Raw genomic sequence first — 17,801 nt, 5'->3', positions numbered from 1 at the left:
GGCGGTCACTGCAGGGTCTGCCGCGCGGCGTCTTCACGCTGGCGCAGCCGGAAGCGCTGGATCTTGCCGGTCGCGGTCTTGGGCAGCTCGGGCACGCATTCGATCTGGCGCGGGTACTTGTACGGCGCCAGGCGCGACTTGATAAAGGCCTGCAGCTCGGCCGCCATGCCGTCGTGCCATTGCTGGCCGGGGCGCAGCACCACGAAGGCCTTGGGCTTGACCAGCTGGTCGGCATCGGTGACGCCAATCACCGCCGCCTCGAGCACGGCCGGATGCTGGGCCAATGCGGCCTCGACCTCGAATGGCGATACGTAGATGCCGCCGACCTTGAGCATGTCGTCGCTGCGGCCGGCGTAGGTGTAGAAGCCATCGGCATCGCGCAGGTACTTGTCGCCGCTGCGGGTCCATTCGCCGACAAAGGTGTCGCGGGTCTTGTCGCGGTTGCACCAGTACATCAGCGCCGCACTTGGGCCCTTGATATAGAGGTCGCCGATCTCGCCTGGCGCGCACGGTTCGCCATGCTCGTCCAGTAGCTTCAGTTCATAGCCCGGCACCGGCTTGCCGGTGGTGCCGTAGCGCACCTCGCCGGGCCGGTTCGACAGGAAGATATGCAGCATCTCGGTCGAGCCGATGCCGTCCAGGATGTCGCAGCCGAAATGTGACAGGAAGCGTTCGCCGATATCGCGCGGCAGCGCCTCGCCGGCGGAGGTGCAGACGCGCAGCGCCACATCCGTGCGCGGCGGCAGGTCGGGTGCGGCCAGCATGCCGGCGAACAGCGTCGGCACGCCGCAGAAAACCGTGGGCCGCTGTTCGCGCAACCGCCTGAACACAGCCGGCGGGGTGGGCCGCTCGGCCATCAGCACGGTGGTGGCGCCGACCGACATCGGGAAGGTCAGCGCATTGCCCAGGCCGTAGGCAAAGAACAGCTTGGCGGCCGAGAACACCACGTCGTCCTCGCGGATGCCGAGCACCTGGCGCGCGTACAGGTCGGCGGTATGGAACAGGTTGCCGTGGGTATGCACGGTGCCCTTCGGTCTGCCGGTGGAGCCGGACGAATAGAGCCAGAACGCCATGTCGTCGGGGCCGGTGCCTACCGCCTGCGCGGGCGAGCGCGTGCGTGCCAGCATCGCGCCGATGCTGCACGATGGCGGCGATTCGCCATGCGGCGCGGCCTGGATCACCATCGGCGAGAGGCCGCTCTTGTCGATCGCGGCCTTCATCACCGGCAGCAGCGGTTCCGACACCACGACCGCGCGCGCGCCGCTGTGGCCAAGCATGTAGGCGTAATCGTCCGCGGTCAGCAACGTATTGACCGCCACCGGCACCACGCCGGCCAGCAGGCAGCCGAGGAACACGGTGGGGAAATCAACGGTATCGAGCGCGCACAGCAGCAGCCGCTCCTCCTGGCGGAAACCCGCGTCGCGCAGCGCGCCGGCAAAGCGGCGGGCGCGGGCATCGAGTTCTGCGTAGGTGAGCGAAGTGGTGTCGTCGATATAGGCGGTCTTGCCTCCCCGCCCCGCCTGGAGATTGCGAGACAGCAGGTCTTCGGCGGCGTTGTAGCGCGGCGGCAGCGCCGTGATGGCGCCAGAAACAGGTGGAACAGTCAACGGCACGGGCGATGCGGCCGCCGGCACGCCGGCGGCAGTATTGGGGGGCGTCATGTCTCCACTCCTCGGTGTCGCGCGCCGCGGGCCGGTCGGCTGCGGCGGCGTCTGGGCAGTCGCTGTTCTTACGGTGTCCGCCATCTGCGTGCCGGCACCGGTTGTCGATGCATTTTATTTCATATCAACTATTATGCAAGCGAGGGGATGCACTATAGGACAGGCCTGATGGGAAGCGACCGCCTGACCCGCCACTTGGAGCGCCCGGCCTGCTCGTATAATGCGCCCTTGCTTTTTGCCGACCACCCACATGGTGGCCGGCCAACCCGACACTGCCACCATGCGCCGCGACCCCGACCCGCTGCCCCAGACCGAAGCCGAAGCCGACACCCGCCCCGCCCGGGACACGTCCGCCCCGGCCGCCAACGGCGAGCGCGACCCCTACTTGACGCTGCTGGGCGAGCGCATCCGCTCGCTGCGTGCCTCGCGCGGCATGTCGCGCAAGGACCTGGCGCGCGGTGCGGGCGTTTCCGAGCGCTACCTGGCCAACCTGGAGACCGGCACCGGCAATGCCTCGGTGTTGCTGCTGCGGCAAGTGGCGCGCGCACTGGACGTGCCGCTGCCGGTAGTGCTGGCGGAAGTGGACGGACTGAACGGCCAGCAGGCCACCGAGTACGCGCAGATGGTGCAGTGGCTGGCGCAGTTGCCGGCGGGCGACCTCGCCCGCGTGCGCGAAGCCTGCCGCCACGCGCTGGCACCGGAAGAATCCGGCGACGCGCGCCACCGCCGCATCGCGCTGATCGGGCTGCGCGGCGCCGGCAAGTCGACGCTGGGCCGAGCACTCGCGGCGGCCAAGGATGTGCCTTTCGTCGAACTCAATACCGTGATCGAGCGGGAAGCCGGCGCAAGCCTGTCCGAGATCCACTCGCTGTACGGCCAGGCCGCCTATCGCCGCTACGAGATGCGCGCGCTGGAACAGGTGCTGCGCGAGCACGACCGCATGGTGCTGGCCACCCCCGGCAGCCTGGTTTCTGAACCGGCCACCTTCAACGTGCTGCTGGCGCAGTGCTACACCATTTGGGTACGAACCTCCCCGGAAGAGCATATGGCGCGCGTGGTCGCCCAGGGCGATATGCGGCCGATGGAAGGCAACCGTGAGGCGATGAACGACCTGCGCCGCATCCTGCAGGCGCGCACGCCGCTCTATGCCCGCGCCGATATCTCGATCGACACCAGCGGCCAGGACGCCGCCACCTCGCTGCAACAGCTGCGCACACAACTGCAGGCCGCGGGCGCCTGAGCCCCTTCCTCCGCACTACGGACCTGCGCAACGCCGACAAAGGCATTGCGCAGGGCGTCTCGCTGCACTATATTTCATCAAAAGCCGCAAGGCACTATAGTGCATCAAGGAGACAGCCATGTCCGCGCCGGCAACCGCCCCACTGCAGCCTGACGCTCAGGCAGAAGCAACCGCGCCTGTCACATTCGAGCGCCATCCCGATCAATATCACCATTGGAAACTGAGCTTCGACGGCCCGGTCGCCACGCTGGCGATGGATGTCGATGAGGAAGGCGGACTGCGCCCCGGCTACTCGCTGAAGCTCAATTCCTACGACCTTGGCGTCGACATCGAATTGCACGATGCGCTGCAGCGCATCCGCTTCGAGCATCCCGAAGTGCGCACCGTGGTGCTGACCAGCGCACGCGAACGCATCTTCTGCTCGGGCGCCAATATCTTCATGCTGGGCCAGTCCTCGCACGCGTGGAAGGTCAACTTCTGCAAGTTCACCAATGAAACGCGCAACGCGATCGAGGATGCCAGCCAGCACTCCGGCCTGAAATTCATCGCGGCCTGCAACGGCACCACCGCCGGCGGCGGCTACGAGCTGGCGCTGGCGTGCGACGAGATCGTGTTGGTAGACGACCGCTCCTCCGCGGTGAGCCTGCCCGAAGTGCCGCTGCTGGGCGTGCTGCCCGGCACCGGCGGCCTGACCCGCGTGACCGACAAGCGCCATGTCCGGCGCGACCATGCCGATATCTTCTGCACCACCACCGAAGGCGTGCGCGGCCAGCGCGCCAAGGACTGGAAGCTGGTCGACGAAGTGGTCAAGCCGGCGCGCTTTACCGAGTACATCGCCGAGCGCGCCGCAGCGCTGGCCGCCACCAGCGATCGGCCCCAGGGCCACCACGGCATCACGCTGACGCCGCTATCGCGCACCATCGAGCCGGACGGCTTCCGCTACGAGACCGTGCGCGTGCATGTCGACCCCGCCGCGCGCAAGGCCACGATTACCGTGTTCGGCCCAGACAAGCACCAGCCCGCCGACCTCGCCGGCGTGGTCGCGGGCGGTGCGCAATGGTGGCCGCTGAAGATGGCGCGCGAGCTCGACGACGCCATCCTGACGCTGCGCACCAACCACCTCGACATCGGCATCTGGGTGCTCAAGACCGACGGCGACCCGGCGCAGGTGCTGGCCGCCGATGCGCTGCTGGAAGCGCACGCCGGCCACTGGTTCGTGCGCGAGACCATCGGCATGCTGCGCCGCACGCTGGCGCGGCTCGATGTGTCGTCGCGCAGCCTGATCGCACTGATCGAGCAGGATTCCTGCTTTGCCGGCACGCTGCTGGAACTGGCGCTGGCGGCCGACCGCAGCTACATGCTGCACTTGCCCGACGCGCCCGACGACGCGCCGCGCATCTTCGTGTCGCCAGTCAACTTCGGCTGCTATCCGATGCCAAACGGCCAAACCCGGCTATCGGCGCGCTTCTATGGCGATGAAGCGGCGCTCTCAGCGGTGCGTGACCACATCGGCGCGCCGCTCGACGCCCTCAGCGCCGACTCGCTCGGGCTGATCACCGCCGCGCCGGACGATATCGACTGGGAAGACGAGATCCGCATCGCCCTGGAAGAACGCGCCAGCCTGTCGCCGGATGCGCTGACCGGGCTGGAAGCCAACCTGCGCTTCGGCGGCGCGGAAACCATGGAAACGCGCATCTTCGGACGCCTGACCGCGTGGCAGAACTGGATCTTCCAGCGCCCCAACGCCGTCGGCGAGAACGGTGCGCTGAAGGTCTTCGGCACCGGCAACAAGGCGCGCTTCGACTGGGACCGCGTCTAGACACGCGCCCACGCCAGATCACAAAGGAGACACCCCGTGAGCATCGACTACAGCCAGAAGATCCCCAACAACGTCAACCTGTCGGACGACCGCGCGCTGCAGCGTGCCCTGGAGCACTGGCAGCCGGCCTTCCTCGACTGGTGGCGCGACATGGGGCCGGAAGGCTCGCACAACTTTGACGTGTACCTGCGCACGGCGGTGTCGGTCGATCCATCGGGCTGGGCGCATTTCGACCACGTCAAGATGCCGGACTACCGCTGGGGCATCTTCCTGCAGCCGGCCGACCCGGAGCGCAAGATCCATTTCGGCGAGCACAAGGGCGAAGCCGCCTGGCAGGACGTGCCGGGCGAGCACCGCGCCAACCTGCGCCGCATCATCGTCACGCAGGGCGACACCGAGCCCGCATCGGTCGAGCAGCAGCGCCACCTCGGCCTGACCGCACCCAGCCTGTACGACCTGCGCAACCTGTTCCAGGTCAACGTGGAAGAAGGCCGCCACCTGTGGGCGATGGTGTACCTGCTGCACCGCTACTTCGGCCGCGACGGGCGCGAGGAAGCCGAGGCGCTGCTGGACCGCCGCTCGGGCGACCAGGACAACCCGCGCATCCTCGGCGCCTTCAACGAACGGACGCCGGACTGGCTGTCGTTCTTCATGTTCACCTACTTCACCGACCGCGACGGCAAGTTCCAGCTCTGCGCGCTCGCCGAGTCCGGCTTCGATCCGCTGGCGCGCACTACGCGCTTCATGCTTACCGAGGAAGCGCACCATATGTTCGTCGGTGAATCGGGCGTCTCGCGCGTGATCCAGCGCACCTGCGAGGTGATGCGTGAGCGCGGCATCGAGGATCCGGCCCAGGTGCGCGCCGCCGGCGTGATCGACCTGGAGACCATCCAGCGCTACCTGAATTTCCACTACAGCGTGACCATCGACCTGTTCGGCGCGGACCAGTCGTCCAACGCGGCCACCTTTTACAGCGCCGGCCTGAAGGGCCGCTTCGAGGAGGGCAAGCGCGCCGACGACCACGTGCTCAAGAGCGATGTCTACCGCGTGCTGGAAGTGCGCGACGGCCGCCTTGGCGAACGCGAGGTGCCGATGCTCAACGCGCTCAACGAAGTGCTGCGCGACGACTACATCAAGGACAGCATGGGCGGCGTGGCGCGCTGGAACAAGGTGATCGAGAAAGCGGGCGTCGCGTTCCGCCTGACCGTGCCGCACAAGGCCTTCAACCGCAAGATCGGCACGCTGGCCAATGTGCACGTCTCGCCCGAGGGCGAACTGATTTCCGAAGCCGAATGGAACGCCAACGAGCGCAAGTGGCTCGCCACCGGCGAGGATCGCGCCTTCGTCGCCAGCCTGATGGGCCGCGTGGTCGAGCCCGGCAAGTACGCCAACTGGATCGCGCCACCGGCGGTGGGCATCAACCGCCAGCCGATGGATTTCGAATACGTGCGTTTCAACTGAGCCCAAGAACAAGAAGGAGACACCGGAGACACGCCATGGGCGCCCCCGACATCATCAAGCAGCACCTGATCGACCCGGAAATCTGCATCCGCTGCAATACCTGCGAGGACACCTGTCCGATCGACGCGATCACCCACGACGATCGCAACTACGTGGTCAAGGCGGATGTGTGTAACGGCTGCAATGCGTGCCTGTCGCCCTGCCCGACCGGCGCCATCGACAACTGGCGCACCATGCTGCGCGGCGAGGCCTATTCGATCGAGGCGCAACTGCGGTGGGACGAACTGCCGGCGGAGGTGCCGTTGCCGGACCTGGGTGACGCAACCAAGGCAACGGCAGATGCCGCGACGGCCACCGGTACGGGCATCACTACGGACGCCACAATCCAGTCCGTGGAAACCAGCAGCCATACCTCGCCACGCGCGCCCTGGTCAGCCGCCCATCCCTACGTCAACCTGCATGGCGTACGCGCGCCGGTCACGGCGACCGTGGCCGGCAATTACCGACTGACGGCGGAGGACGCGTCCAGCGACGTGCACCATATCGTGCTGGACTTCGGCACACACTTCTTCCCGATCCTGGAAGGCCAGTCCATCGGCATCGTGCCGCCGGGCACGGACGCATCGGGCAAGCCGCACTACATCCGCCTGTACTCGGTCGCGAGCCCGCGTGACGGCGAGCGGCCGGGCTACAACAACCTCGCACTGACCGTGAAACGCGTCGACCAGGACCACGACGGCAACCCCGTGCAGGGCGTCGCCTCCAACTACCTGTGCGAACTGGCCAAGGGCGATACGGTGCAGGTAGTCGGCCCGTTCGGCACCACCTTCCTGATGCCCAACCACGCCGAGGCCAGCGTGATGATGATCTGCACCGGCACGGGCTCGGCGCCGATGCGCGCCATGACCGAGCGCATGCGCCGCAACATGGCGCACTTCGGCGGGCGGCGGATGCTGTTCTTCGGCGCGCGCAACGCCAACGAACTGCCCTACTTCGGTCCGCTGCTGAAGCTGCCGAAGGATTTCCTCGACATCCACTTTGCCTTCTCGCGCGACCCTGTCACGCCGCGCCGCTATGTGCAGGACGCAATCCGCGAAGCCGCCGGCAGCGTGGCCACACTGCTCGCCGATCCCAACGGCCACGTCTATATCTGCGGCCTGAAGGGGATGGAGGAAGGCGTGCTGGCGGCATTTGAAACGGTTTGCGCCAGCGCCGGTCTCAGCTGGACGGGGCTGGAAACCGCGATGAAGGCCGAAGGCCGGTTGCACATCGAGACGTACTAGCGCCTACCCCACATTTTGCTGATTTTTTCAGCAAACGCTTCCCTTCTGAAATGCATGGCCTATAATATTTCTCAAGAAACAGGAGCAAAGGCGATGCAATCCAGGCGGATTCCGGAAACCGATCCCGCCGGCGGCCCCGACCCCGGCACCACGCTGACCAAGGCGGTAATGCGCGCCGCCAGCTTCCTCGGCATCAGCCAGGCCGTGGTGGCGAGCGTGCTGGGCATCAGCACGGCCTCGGTCTCGCGCATGGCATCGGGCGGTTATGTGCTCGATGCCCACCGCAAGGAATGGGAATTCGGCGTGCTGTTCGTGCGCCTGTTCCGCTCGCTGGACGCGATCCTCGGCCACGGCGACCAGGCCCGGCTATGGCTGACCCATGAAAACCTGGCGCTGGGCGGCAAGCCCCTTGAAATGATCCGTACGACGGAAGGTCTGGTCCGTGTCGTTCACTACCTGGACGCCACCCGCGGTCGCATCTGAGCGCAGGCAGTTCGCGCTCACGCTGTGGCGGGCGGTGGAAGCCCAGCACGTTGTCTCCACCATGCCGCTGGTCGACAGCCTCGAAGAACAGGCTGTGCTGGAAGCCGTGCTCGATGCCGGCAAGCCGGCCGTGCCGATCGAAGCCCGCCACCTGCACTACCTTCTGTTTACCCCGTTCCGCTATCCACCCTCGCCCTGGGGCTCGCGCTTTCGTGCCGGCCAGGACCCGGGCGTGTTCTATGGCGCCAACGAGATCCGCACCGCCTGCGCCGAGCTTGGCTACTGGCGCTGGCGCTTCCTCAACGACAGCCCCGCGCTGCCGGGCATCGACGCCCGTGCGCAGACGCTGTTTGAAGTCCGCGTCAATACCGATGGCGTGGCACTGGACGCGCCGCCCTTCGATCGCGACCGCGACGCCTGGGCCGATCCGGACAACCACGAACCCTGCCAGCTCTTCGGCCGCGTCGTGCGCGAGGCCGGCCTTGGCATGATCCGCTACACCTCCGTGCGCGACCCGCAGCATGGCCCCTGCGGCGCGGTGCTGACGCCGCGCGCCTTCTCCCACCCGGCCCCGCTGGCCACCACCACGTGGATGCTGACGGTGCGCCGCGACCGGGTGATCTGGCAGCGCGACGACCTCCAGCAGCGCGAAAGCTTCGAGTTCGAGTCGACGCTGTGGCAGCGCACAAGCGAAAGCGCCAACAATGGCTGAACCTCGGCCCCTTGCCGGCGATCTAACCGTTATGGCAGGCGGAAGTGCGCACCACTTCAAGGTACTTTTAAACAGGTGTTGCAATGCGCAACCGGATGCCATATAATCTTTTCTTCGACGGACGCGGGGTGGAGCAGTCTGGCAGCTCGTCGGGCTCATAACCCGAAGGTCGCAGGTTCAAATCCTGCCCCCGCAACCAACCGCATGATGATGCGGTTGATGACTGCAAACGCATCCGATCCGTCATACAGACAAACCCGCCAATGGCGGGTTTTTTTGTTTTGGCTCTCAGTACTGCGCAGCACTTCGTTTCCGCTGCATCGCACCTGTCGCCGACCGGCTCGTGCGGGCCCCCACCAATGCCGCGACGCTTGTCCCCGCGACAGCCCCGACCCCCTCTTCGAGGGTGATACACTTTCGCCATTCCTCCCGGACGCCCCTCATGAAATTCTGCTCGAACTGTGGTCATGCGGTCGTGTTGCGCGTACCTGACGGCGACAACCGCCCGCGCAGCGTTTGCGACAACTGCGGCACCATCCACTACGTCAATCCCCGCAACGTTGTCGGCACGATTCCGGTGTGGGAAGACAAGGTCCTGCTGTGCAAACGCGCGATCGAGCCGCGCTACGGCTTCTGGACCCTGCCCGCGGGCTTCATGGAGATCGGCGAGACCACCGCGCAGGCTGCCTCGCGCGAGACACTGGAAGAAGCCGGTGCGCGCGTGCAGGTAGGAGAACTGTTCTCCATCCTGAACGTGCCGCACGTGCACCAGGTGCATCTTTTCTACCTGGCTACGCTGGACGACCTGGATATCGCCCCGGGCGAGGAAAGCCTGGAGGTCAAGCTGGTGGAAGAGGCCGATGTGCCGTGGGATGAACTGGCCTTTCCCACCGTGATCCACACCCTGCGCTGCTTCTTCGCCGACCGCGCCGCCGGCCGGCTGCGGGACGGCAGCTTCCGGCTGCACAGCCTGGATATCGACAAGCCCATGCGCCCGCTGACCAGCCGGGCCACGGTCACGCCCTGAGCGGCGGGCCGGAAAGCCCTCCATCGCCCACCCTCGCCCTCCATCGGCACGGCCCGCATGATCGCCTGGCTGGACCCGCAAGACCCTTTTCCGCCGGTGGAGCGTGCGCTCGGACCGGATTCCGAAGCCCCCGGCCTGCTGGCGGCGAGCCGCGACCTGTCGCCCCAGCGGCTGCTGCTGGCGTACCGCCAGGGCATCTTCCCCTGGTATTCGAGCGGCCAGCCGGTACTGTGGTGGAGTACCGACCCGCGCATGGTGCTGGCGCCGCCGGCGCTGCGCGTCTCGGCCACGCTGCGCAAGACGCTGCGGCGCGTGCTGCGCGACCCAGACTGGGAAATCCGCGTCGACGACGACTTCCTGGCGGTGATGCGCGCCTGCGCCACCACGCCGCGCGACGGCCAGGACGGCACCTGGATTACCGACGAGATCGTGGCGGCGTACGGCACGCTGCACCGCAACGGCATGGCGCACGCGGTCGAGAGCTGGTACCGCGGCGAACGTGTAGGTGGCCTGTATGGCGTGGCGCTGGGGCGGATGTTCTTCGGCGAATCCATGTTTGCGCACCGCACCGACGCCTCCAAAATCGCGCTGGCGGCGCTGTGCGCGTTCCTCGGCAACCACGGCGTGGCGATGATAGACTGCCAGCAGGAAACCGATCACCTGGCCTCGCTGGGTGCGCGCCCGATCCCCCGCGCCGAGTTCGTGGCACATGTGCGGGCGGTGACGGCGCAGCCGGCGATCAACCCGTGGCGGTTTGACAAATCGGTGCTGGAGCGCTGGGCCGGGACGCCAGCCGCGCCGGCCAGCTGAGCCCTGGTACCGGACACCACCATCGGCTGGCCTGTCCAAACGCCCCGTCCCCGCCCGGAGCCCCCTGAGTCATGAGCAAGCTGAAGGAACTACCGCTCTCCGCGCTGCAGTTCTACGCCACGGCGCCCTACGCTTGCAGCTATCTCGAAGGCCGCATGGCACGCTCGCAGGTCGCCACGCCGGCGCACCTGATCAACGCCGACGTTTATTCGCGCCTGGTGCGCGCGGGCTTCCGGCGCAGCGGCATCTTTACCTACCGCCCCTATTGCGATGACTGCCATGCCTGCACGCCCTGCCGCGTGGTGGTGGACCAGTTCACGCCTGACCGCTCCCAGCGCCGCGCTTGGCGCCGGCATGAGCACCTGCAGGCGCTAGTGGCGCCGCTGACCTACGTCGAAGAGCACTATTCGCTGTATCTGCTGTACCAGTCGATGCGCCACGCCGGCGGCGGCATGGACCAGGACAGCCGCGACCAGTACGAGCAGTTCCTGCTGCAAAGCCGCGTCAACTCGCGCTTGGTCGAGTTCCGCGAGCCGCCGGGATCGCCCGAGGCCGGCCGCCTGCGCATGGTCAGCATGATCGACGTACTCGACGACGGGCTGTCGTCGGTCTACACCTTCTATGACCCGCTCGAGCGCAACGCCAGCTACGGCACCTACAACATCCTGTGGCAGATCCGCCAGACGCGCGAACTGGGCCTGCCGCACCTTTACCTGGGCTACTGGATCGCCGACAGCCGCAAGATGGCGTACAAGGCGCGCTTCCACCCGCTGCAGGTGCTGACCGGCAACCTCTGGCAGGCGTTCGAAGACGTCGCCAACCCGGTGCCGCCGGCTACGCAGGAATAACGGGACCAGCAAGCGGGACCAGCAGGCCTGGCCGTCCGGGCAAGCGGCCCAGCCGCTACAATGCGGGCCTGGTATCGACTTCTGCGCCGCCCCGCCGGCCGCCTCCCCACGTGCTCAACGCGCTCTACCCCCTGTTTCGCCCCGCCCTGTTCTCGATGGATGCCGAGGACGCCCACCATTTCACGCTGAACAACCTGGTTCGCGCCCACCGCATGGGCCTGGCCGGCTGCATCGGCAACAAGATTGCCGACGACCCGCGCACGGTGATGGGGGTGCGCTTCCCCAACCCGGTCGGGCTGGCCGCGGGGCTGGACAAGGACGGCGCCTATATCGACGGGCTGGCTGCCTTCGGCTTCGGCTTTATCGAGGTGGGCACGGTCACGCCGCGCGCGCAGCCGGGCAACCCGCGCCCGCGCATGTTCCGCCTGCCACAGGCGGATGCGCTGATCAACCGCATGGGCTTCAACAACAGCGGCGTCGATGCCTTTGTCGCCAACGTGAAGGCCTCGCGCTGGAAGGCCGAGGGCGGCGTGCTGGGCCTGAATATCGGCAAGAACGCCGATACGCCGATCGAGCGTGCCAACGACGACTACCTGTACTGCCTGGAGCGCGTCTACCCGCACGCCAGCTACGTCACGGTCAATATCTCGTCGCCCAATACCAAGAACCTGCGCCAACTGCAGGGCGCCAGCGAGCTGGACAGCCTGCTGTCGACGCTGAAGGACGCGCAGCAGCGCCTGGCCGACCAGCACAAGCGCTACGTGCCGCTGGCGCTGAAGATCGCGCCGGATCTCGATGCCGACCAGGTTGGCAATATCGGCGACGCGCTGGTGCGCCACAAGATCGACGGCGTGATCGCCACCAACACCACCATTTCGCGCGAGGCGGTCAAGGGCCTGCCGCATGCCGAGGAAGCCGGCGGCCTGTCTGGGCGCCCGGTGTTCGAGGCGTCCACGCGCGTGGTGCGCGCCTTGCACGCCGTGGTCGGCGATGCGGTGCCGATCGTCGGCGTGGGCGGCATCTTCAGCGGCGCCGATGCGCGCGCCAAGATCGATGCAGGCGCGAAGCTCGTGCAGGTCTACAGCGGCCTGATCTACCGCGGCCCGGCGCTGGTGCGCGAATGCGCCGCGGCGCTGCGCGGCTGAGCCTTTCCCATATCGCCCCCCCTTCACAGGAAACGCCATGGAAACCATCCGCCTCGGCCGCAGCGACCTGCAGGTTTCGCGCATCTGCCTGGGCACCATGACCTTCGGCGAGCAGAACACCGAAGCCGACGGCCACAGCCAGCTCGACTACGCCTTCTCGCGCGGCGTCAACTTTATCGACACCGCCGAGATGTACCCGGTCAGGCCGCGCGCCGAGACCTACGGCCAGACCGAGCGCATCGTCGGCACCTGGCTCAAGCGCCAGCCGCGCGACCGCGTGGTGCTGGCGACCAAGGTGGCCGGCCCGGGCCGCATGCCGTGGATCCGCAACGGCGATGACCTGACCCCGGCCGGCATCCGCGCCGCGGTGGACGAATCGCTGCGCCGGCTGCAGACCGACTACATCGACCTGTACCAGATTCACTGGCCGGCGCGGAATGCACCAATCTTCGGGCAGCTCAGCTTCGATCCGCAGAAGGAGCGCGAGTGCACCTCAATCCAGGCGCAGCTCGAAGTGATGGGCGAGCTGGTGCGCGCCGGCAAGATCCGCTATGTCGGCGTCTCGAACGAGACGCCCTGGGGCGTGGCCGAGTTCGTGCGCCTGGCCGAGCAGCATGGCCTGCCGCGCATCGCCACCGTCCAGAACCCGTACAACCTGGTCAACCGCAGCTTCGAACAGGGCCTGGACGAGGCCTGCTTCCGCACCGACGTCAGCCTGCTGGCGTACAGTCCGCTGGCGTTCGGGCAGCTCACCGGCAAATACCTGTCGGGCGATGGGGGCAGCCCGGTCTTCAATGCCGAAGCCAAGGGCCGCCTGTCGCGCTTCGGGGCGGACTGGAGCCCGCGCTACATGCGCCAGGAGACCATGGCCGCCTCGGCCCGCTATGTCGAGCTGGCAAAAAGTGCCGGCCTGTCCCCCGCCACGCTGGCGCTGGCCTGGTGCTACTCGCGCTGGTTCGCCGCCAGCACCATCATCGGCGCCACCACCCTGGCCCAGCTCCAGGAAAACCTCGACGCCCGGGACGCGCAATTGCATGAAGATGTCGTCGCCGCAATCGGGGTAATCCACAAGCAAATCACGAATCCCGCGCAATAATATGCGCCTGGATGGCCGATAGCGGGCGTCTGGCAGCATCGGATGCCCCACTTCGGCACGATGACTACGCATTTCGTGCGCGAGAAGTGGTATCCTCGCAGGCTTATCGCTGTCGCATCCGACGCGCCCGCGCACGCTCCCTCCAGTCGCAGGAAGCCGCTGCGCACGCCCGGACCGGCACCGTCCGCCCGCGCGCGGGCGCGCCAGGACGGCGGACCGAACCATCCGCGGCCGCATCCATTCCAGAACCGAGCTTTCGGGGGAGAACAGATAATGAAGTCCATCAAGGGTCTCGCAGCAACCAAGTCGATCCTGGGCGGCGCCGTGGCACTGGCTCTGCTATACGGCGGCGCCGTGCAAGCCCAGACCGTCAAGGTACTGTCGATCGTTGACCACCCCGCGCTGGACGCGATCCGCGACGGCGTGCGCGCCGAACTGAAGGCCGCCGGCTATGACGCCGACAAGAGCCTGAAGTGGGAATACCAGAGCGCCCAGGGCAACACCGGCACCGCCGCGCAGATTGCCCGCAAGTTCGTCGGTGACAACCCGAACGCGATCGTTGCCATCGCCACCCCATCGGCCCAGGCCGTGGTCGCCGCCACCAAGAGCGTGCCAGTGGTGTACTCGGGCGTGACCGATCCGGTCGCCGCGCAACTGGTCAAGAGCTGGTCGGCGTCGGGCACCAATGTGACCGGCGTGTCGGACAAGCTGCCCTTGGACAAGCAAGTCGCCCTGATCAAGCGCGTGGTGCCCAAGGCCAAGAACGTCGGCATGGTCTACAACCCGGGCGAGGCCAACTCGGTGGTGGTGGTCAAGGAACTGAAGGAACTGCTGGCCAAGGAAGGCCTGACCCTGAAGGAAGCCGCCGCACCGCGTACCGTGGACATCGGCCCGGCCGCCAAGAGCCTGATCGGCAAGGTCGACGTGATCTACACCAACACCGACAACAACGTGGTGTCGGCGTATGAGGCCCTGGTCAAGGTTGCCAACGAATCGAAGATCCCGCTGGTGGCGGCTGACACCGACAGCGTCAAGCGTGGCGCCGTGGCCGCGCTGGGCGTGAACTACGGCGACCTGGGCCACCAGACCGGCAAGATCGTGGTGCGCATCCTGAAGGGCGAGAAGCCGGGCGCGATCGCCTCGCAGACCAGCGACAACCTGGAGCTGTTCGTCAACACCGGCGCCGCCGCCAAGCAAGGCGCGACGCTGTCGCCGGAGCTGATCAAGGAAGCCAAGACCGTCATCAAGTAAGCACTGCCACCCCGGCCGTCGCAAGACGGAGGGTGCCCCGCCGGGCCTATCCGGGCCGGCGGGACAGAACAGGGCGAGGCAGCCCGCGGCCCCACACGGGCCAGCCGGCCCACCCGCCCCCAAGCCGGCGCCAAGGCAGCCGCCGGACCCTGCAACAGGATTCCCCCCATGTCCCTCTTTTCCCTTCTGGGCGCCCTAGAGATCGGCCTGATCTTCAGCCTGGTGGCGCTCGGGGTGCTGATTTCCTTCCGCATCCTCAACTTCCCCGACCTGACCGTTGATGGCAGCTTCCCGCTGGGCGGCGCCGTGGCCGCGACGCTGATCGCCGCGGGCCAGGACCCGTTCGTCGCCACCGCGGTGGCGATCGCCGCGGGCGCACTGGCCGGCTTCATTACCGGCTGGCTCAACGTGCGCCTCAAGATCATGGACCTGCTCGCCAGTATCCTGATGATGATCGCGCTGTACTCGGTCAACCTGCGCATCATGGGCCGCCCCAACGTGCCGCTGATCACCGAGCCGACTATGTTCACCATCCTGCAGCCGGAATGGCTGCCTGACTACGTGCTGCGCCCGCTGGTGCTGTTCGTGGTGGTGGTGATCGCCAAGCTCGGCCTGGACTGGTTCTTCAGCTCGCAGCTCGGCCTGGCGATGCGCGCCACCGGCGCCAACCCGCGCATGGCCCGCGCTCAAGGCATCCCCACCGGTCGCGCCACGCTGGCCGGCATGGCACTGTCCAACGCGCTGGTGGCACTGGCCGGCGCGCTGTTCGCGCAGACCCAGGGCGGGTCGGACATCTCGATGGGCATCGGCACCATCGTGATTGGCCTGGCCGCGGTGATCATCGGCGAAACCGTGCTGCCGGCGCGCCGCCTGATCTGGACCACCCTGGCCGTGGTGCTGGGCGCCATCCTTTACCGCTTCTTTATCGCGCTGGCGCTGAACAGCGACTTCATCGGCCTGAAGGCGCAGGACCTGAACCTGGTCACCGCCGCGCTGGTGACGATCGCGCTGGTGCTGCCGGCCACGCGCAAGAAGCTGTTCGCCCGCAAGAACGGAGGTGCCTGAGATGCTGCGCGCACAAGACCTGAAGCTCACCTTCAACCCGGGCACCCCGATCGAGACCCGCGCGCTGCGCGGCCTCAGCCTGGAGATCCCCAGCGGCCAGTTCGTGGCCGTGATCGGCTCCAACGGCGCCGGCAAGTCCACCTTCCTGAATGCGATCAGCGGCGACCAGATGGTCGACTCGGGCCGCATCACCATCGATGACACCGACGTCACCCGTCAGCCGGCATGGGACCGCGCCCACCTGGTGGCGCGCGTGTTCCAGGACCCGATGGCCGGCACCTGCGAGGCGCTGACCATCGAGGAAAACATGGCGCTGGCAATGGCGCGCGGCACCCGGCGCGGCTTCCGCGCGGCGCTCAACCGCGGCTCGCGCGAGCTGTTCCGCGAGAAGCTGCGGCTGCTGAACCTGGGGTTGGAAAACCGGCTGACGGACCGCATCGGCCTGCTGTCGGGCGGCCAGCGCCAGGCGGTCAGCCTGCTGATGGCGTCGCTGCAGCCGTCGCGCATCCTGCTGCTGGACGAGCACACCGCCGCGCTGGACCCGAAGACTGCTGCCTTTGTGCTGGAACTGACCGCGCGCATCGTCGAGGAAAGCAAGCTGACCACGATGATGGTGACGCACAGCATGCGCCAGGCGCTGGACTACGGCCAGCGCACGGTCATGCTGCACCAGGGCCAGGTGGTGCTGGACGTGTCGGGCGAGAAGCGCAAGGGGCTGGATGTGCCGGATCTGCTGAAGATGTTTGAGCAGACGCGGCATGAGCAGTTGGATGATGATGCGTTGCTGCTGGGTTGAAGACCTGTAGCGGGCAATGACGAAGGGGAGCCATGCGGCTCCCCTTTTTTACGCCGGTGCGACGCTCAGTCGATAGTGAGATGCCGCTGCCGGATCACACCGGCCCAGCGCGTGCTTTCCTTCTGGATGGTGGTGGCAAGCTGCTGCGGCGTGCCACCCGCCGCCTCCATGCCCAGCGCGGCCAGCTTTTCCTTGAGCATGGCATCGGCCAGCACCGTGTCGACGTGCTGGCTGAGCTTGCGCACGATCTCCGCGGGCGTACCGGCCGGCGCCATCAGCGCGTACCACGACACTGCCTCGAACTTTGGAAAGCCCTGCTCGGCGATGGTCGGCACATCGGGCAGCACCGCCGAACGCCTGGCGCTGGCCACGCCCAACGCGCGCAGTTTGCCGGACTTGATATAGGGTAGCGCCGCCGAGAGTTGGGCGAACATCATCGTCACCTGGCCGCCAACCACATCGGTCATGGCCGGGCTGACGCCCTTGTAAGGCACGTGGTTCAGCTTGACGTGGGCATCGAGCTGCAGCAGCTCGCCGGCCAGGTGCGCCTGGCTGCCGGCGCCGGGCGAGGCGAAGCTCAGTTCGCCCGGCTTCTGCCCCGCGAGCTTGAGCAGGTCCGCCAGCGTTTTCGCCGGCGTGGCCGCGTTGACCACCAGCACGTTCTCGGCGGTGGCCAGCATCGAGACCGGAGCCAGGTCGGCCGGCTTGTACGGCAGGTTCGGCATCAGCGTGGGGTTCACAGCGATATTGCCCACCGGCACCAGGGCGAGCGTATAGCCGTCGGGCACGGCCTTGGCCACCATGTCGACGCCGATGGTGCCTGCTGCGCCGGCCTTGTTGTCGACCAGCACGCTCTGGCCGGTGGCTTTGGCAATGCCTTCGCCGACCGCGCGGGCGAGCACGTCGGCCGGGCCGCCGGCGGCGAACGGCACTACGATGCGCACCGGCTTGGCGGGATACGCCTGCGGCTGGGCATGAGCGGCGGCGGCGAACCAGGGCGCGCAGGCCGCCACGCAGGCGAGCAGGCAACGCGCGGCAAGGCGCCGGCTGACAGGTTTCACAATAGCGTTCACAGCGGGTTTCATGACGGTTTCCCCCATTTGG

General features: G+C 67.3%; 16 protein-coding genes and 1 tRNA gene. 15 read left to right on the top strand and 2 right to left on the bottom strand.

Annotation, left to right across the window (positions count from 1 at the left end):
- Nucleotides 1-5: 5 nt before the first annotated feature.
- The gene (locus ABNX08_RS07070) at nucleotides 6-1,661 is read right to left on the bottom strand and encodes a benzoate-CoA ligase family protein (RefSeq protein ID WP_022534478.1); all 1,656 of its coding nucleotides are present in this window, start codon (nucleotides 1,659-1,661) and stop codon (nucleotides 6-8) included.
- 280 nt (nucleotides 1,662-1,941) lie between these two features.
- On the opposite strand from ABNX08_RS07070, the gene ABNX08_RS07065 reads away from it, so the two are divergent.
- The 15 genes from ABNX08_RS07065 (at nucleotide 1,942) to ABNX08_RS06995 (ending at nucleotide 16,697) form a co-directional block, all read left to right on the top strand.
- Complete coding sequence (locus ABNX08_RS07065) at nucleotides 1,942-2,901, top strand: helix-turn-helix transcriptional regulator (RefSeq protein WP_349604725.1); 960 nt, start codon at nucleotides 1,942-1,944, stop codon at nucleotides 2,899-2,901.
- Between the two features lie 118 nt (nucleotides 2,902-3,019).
- On the top strand, nucleotides 3,020-4,720 hold the full coding sequence (gene boxC / locus ABNX08_RS07060) for a 2,3-epoxybenzoyl-CoA dihydrolase (protein ID WP_022534476.1): 1,701 nt from the start codon (nucleotides 3,020-3,022) through the stop codon (nucleotides 4,718-4,720).
- A gap of 36 nt (nucleotides 4,721-4,756) precedes the next feature.
- On the top strand, nucleotides 4,757-6,181 hold the full coding sequence (gene boxB / locus ABNX08_RS07055; RefSeq protein ID WP_022534475.1) for a benzoyl-CoA 2,3-epoxidase subunit BoxB: 1,425 nt from the start codon (nucleotides 4,757-4,759) through the stop codon (nucleotides 6,179-6,181).
- Between the two features lie 35 nt (nucleotides 6,182-6,216).
- Complete coding sequence (boxA, locus tag ABNX08_RS07050; RefSeq protein WP_022534474.1) at nucleotides 6,217-7,464, top strand: benzoyl-CoA 2,3-epoxidase subunit BoxA; 1,248 nt, start codon at nucleotides 6,217-6,219, stop codon at nucleotides 7,462-7,464.
- A 93-nt stretch (nucleotides 7,465-7,557) separates the two neighbouring features.
- Complete coding sequence (locus ABNX08_RS07045) at nucleotides 7,558-7,947, top strand: MbcA/ParS/Xre antitoxin family protein (protein ID WP_022534473.1); 390 nt, start codon at nucleotides 7,558-7,560, stop codon at nucleotides 7,945-7,947.
- On the top strand, nucleotides 7,907-8,659 hold the full coding sequence (locus ABNX08_RS07040) for an RES family NAD+ phosphorylase (RefSeq protein WP_022534472.1): 753 nt from the start codon (nucleotides 7,907-7,909) through the stop codon (nucleotides 8,657-8,659). The genes ABNX08_RS07045 and ABNX08_RS07040 overlap by 41 nt, the downstream gene beginning before the upstream one ends.
- Before the next feature lie 122 nt (nucleotides 8,660-8,781).
- Nucleotides 8,782-8,858 (top strand) — tRNA-Met (locus tag ABNX08_RS07035).
- 243 nt (nucleotides 8,859-9,101) lie between these two features.
- Entirely contained in the window at nucleotides 9,102-9,686 is a 585-nt protein-coding gene (locus ABNX08_RS07030) for an NUDIX hydrolase (protein ID WP_022534470.1), read from the top strand.
- A 57-nt stretch (nucleotides 9,687-9,743) separates the two neighbouring features.
- A complete protein-coding gene (gene aat / locus ABNX08_RS07025) occupies nucleotides 9,744-10,496 on the top strand; it encodes a leucyl/phenylalanyl-tRNA--protein transferase (protein WP_022534469.1) in 753 nt (250 codons plus the stop codon).
- A 71-nt stretch (nucleotides 10,497-10,567) separates the two neighbouring features.
- Nucleotides 10,568-11,344: an arginyltransferase gene (locus ABNX08_RS07020; protein ID WP_022534468.1), complete on the top strand. Its 777-nt coding sequence runs from the start codon at nucleotides 10,568-10,570 to the stop codon at nucleotides 11,342-11,344.
- Between the two features lie 110 nt (nucleotides 11,345-11,454).
- The gene (locus ABNX08_RS07015) at nucleotides 11,455-12,489 is read left to right on the top strand and encodes a quinone-dependent dihydroorotate dehydrogenase (RefSeq protein WP_349604673.1); all 1,035 of its coding nucleotides are present in this window, start codon (nucleotides 11,455-11,457) and stop codon (nucleotides 12,487-12,489) included.
- A 37-nt stretch (nucleotides 12,490-12,526) separates the two neighbouring features.
- Nucleotides 12,527-13,585: an aldo/keto reductase gene (locus ABNX08_RS07010; protein ID WP_022534466.1), complete on the top strand. Its 1,059-nt coding sequence runs from the start codon at nucleotides 12,527-12,529 to the stop codon at nucleotides 13,583-13,585.
- 273 nt (nucleotides 13,586-13,858) lie between these two features.
- Nucleotides 13,859-14,836 (top strand): ABC transporter substrate-binding protein, encoded by a 978-nt coding sequence (locus ABNX08_RS07005; RefSeq protein ID WP_022534465.1) that lies wholly within the window; start codon nucleotides 13,859-13,861, stop codon nucleotides 14,834-14,836.
- A gap of 168 nt (nucleotides 14,837-15,004) precedes the next feature.
- On the top strand, nucleotides 15,005-15,901 hold the full coding sequence (locus ABNX08_RS07000) for an ABC transporter permease (protein ID WP_349604675.1): 897 nt from the start codon (nucleotides 15,005-15,007) through the stop codon (nucleotides 15,899-15,901).
- Between the two features lies 1 nt (nucleotide 15,902).
- Nucleotides 15,903-16,697 (top strand): ABC transporter ATP-binding protein, encoded by a 795-nt coding sequence (locus ABNX08_RS06995; protein WP_022534463.1) that lies wholly within the window; start codon nucleotides 15,903-15,905, stop codon nucleotides 16,695-16,697.
- 65 nt (nucleotides 16,698-16,762) lie between these two features.
- Here ABNX08_RS06995 and ABNX08_RS06990 read toward each other — a convergent pair whose 3' ends face one another.
- A complete protein-coding gene (locus tag ABNX08_RS06990) occupies nucleotides 16,763-17,782 on the bottom strand; it encodes a tripartite tricarboxylate transporter substrate binding protein (RefSeq protein ID WP_349604677.1) in 1,020 nt (339 codons plus the stop codon).
- Between the last annotated feature and the right edge of the window lie 19 nt (nucleotides 17,783-17,801).

Origin of the sequence: Cupriavidus sp. DF5525 (assembly GCF_040149425.2) — a bacterium.
GTDB classification, from domain to species: domain Bacteria; phylum Pseudomonadota; class Gammaproteobacteria; order Burkholderiales; family Burkholderiaceae; genus Cupriavidus; species Cupriavidus pickettii_A.
This window is presented reverse-complemented; position numbering and strand designations above follow the sequence as displayed.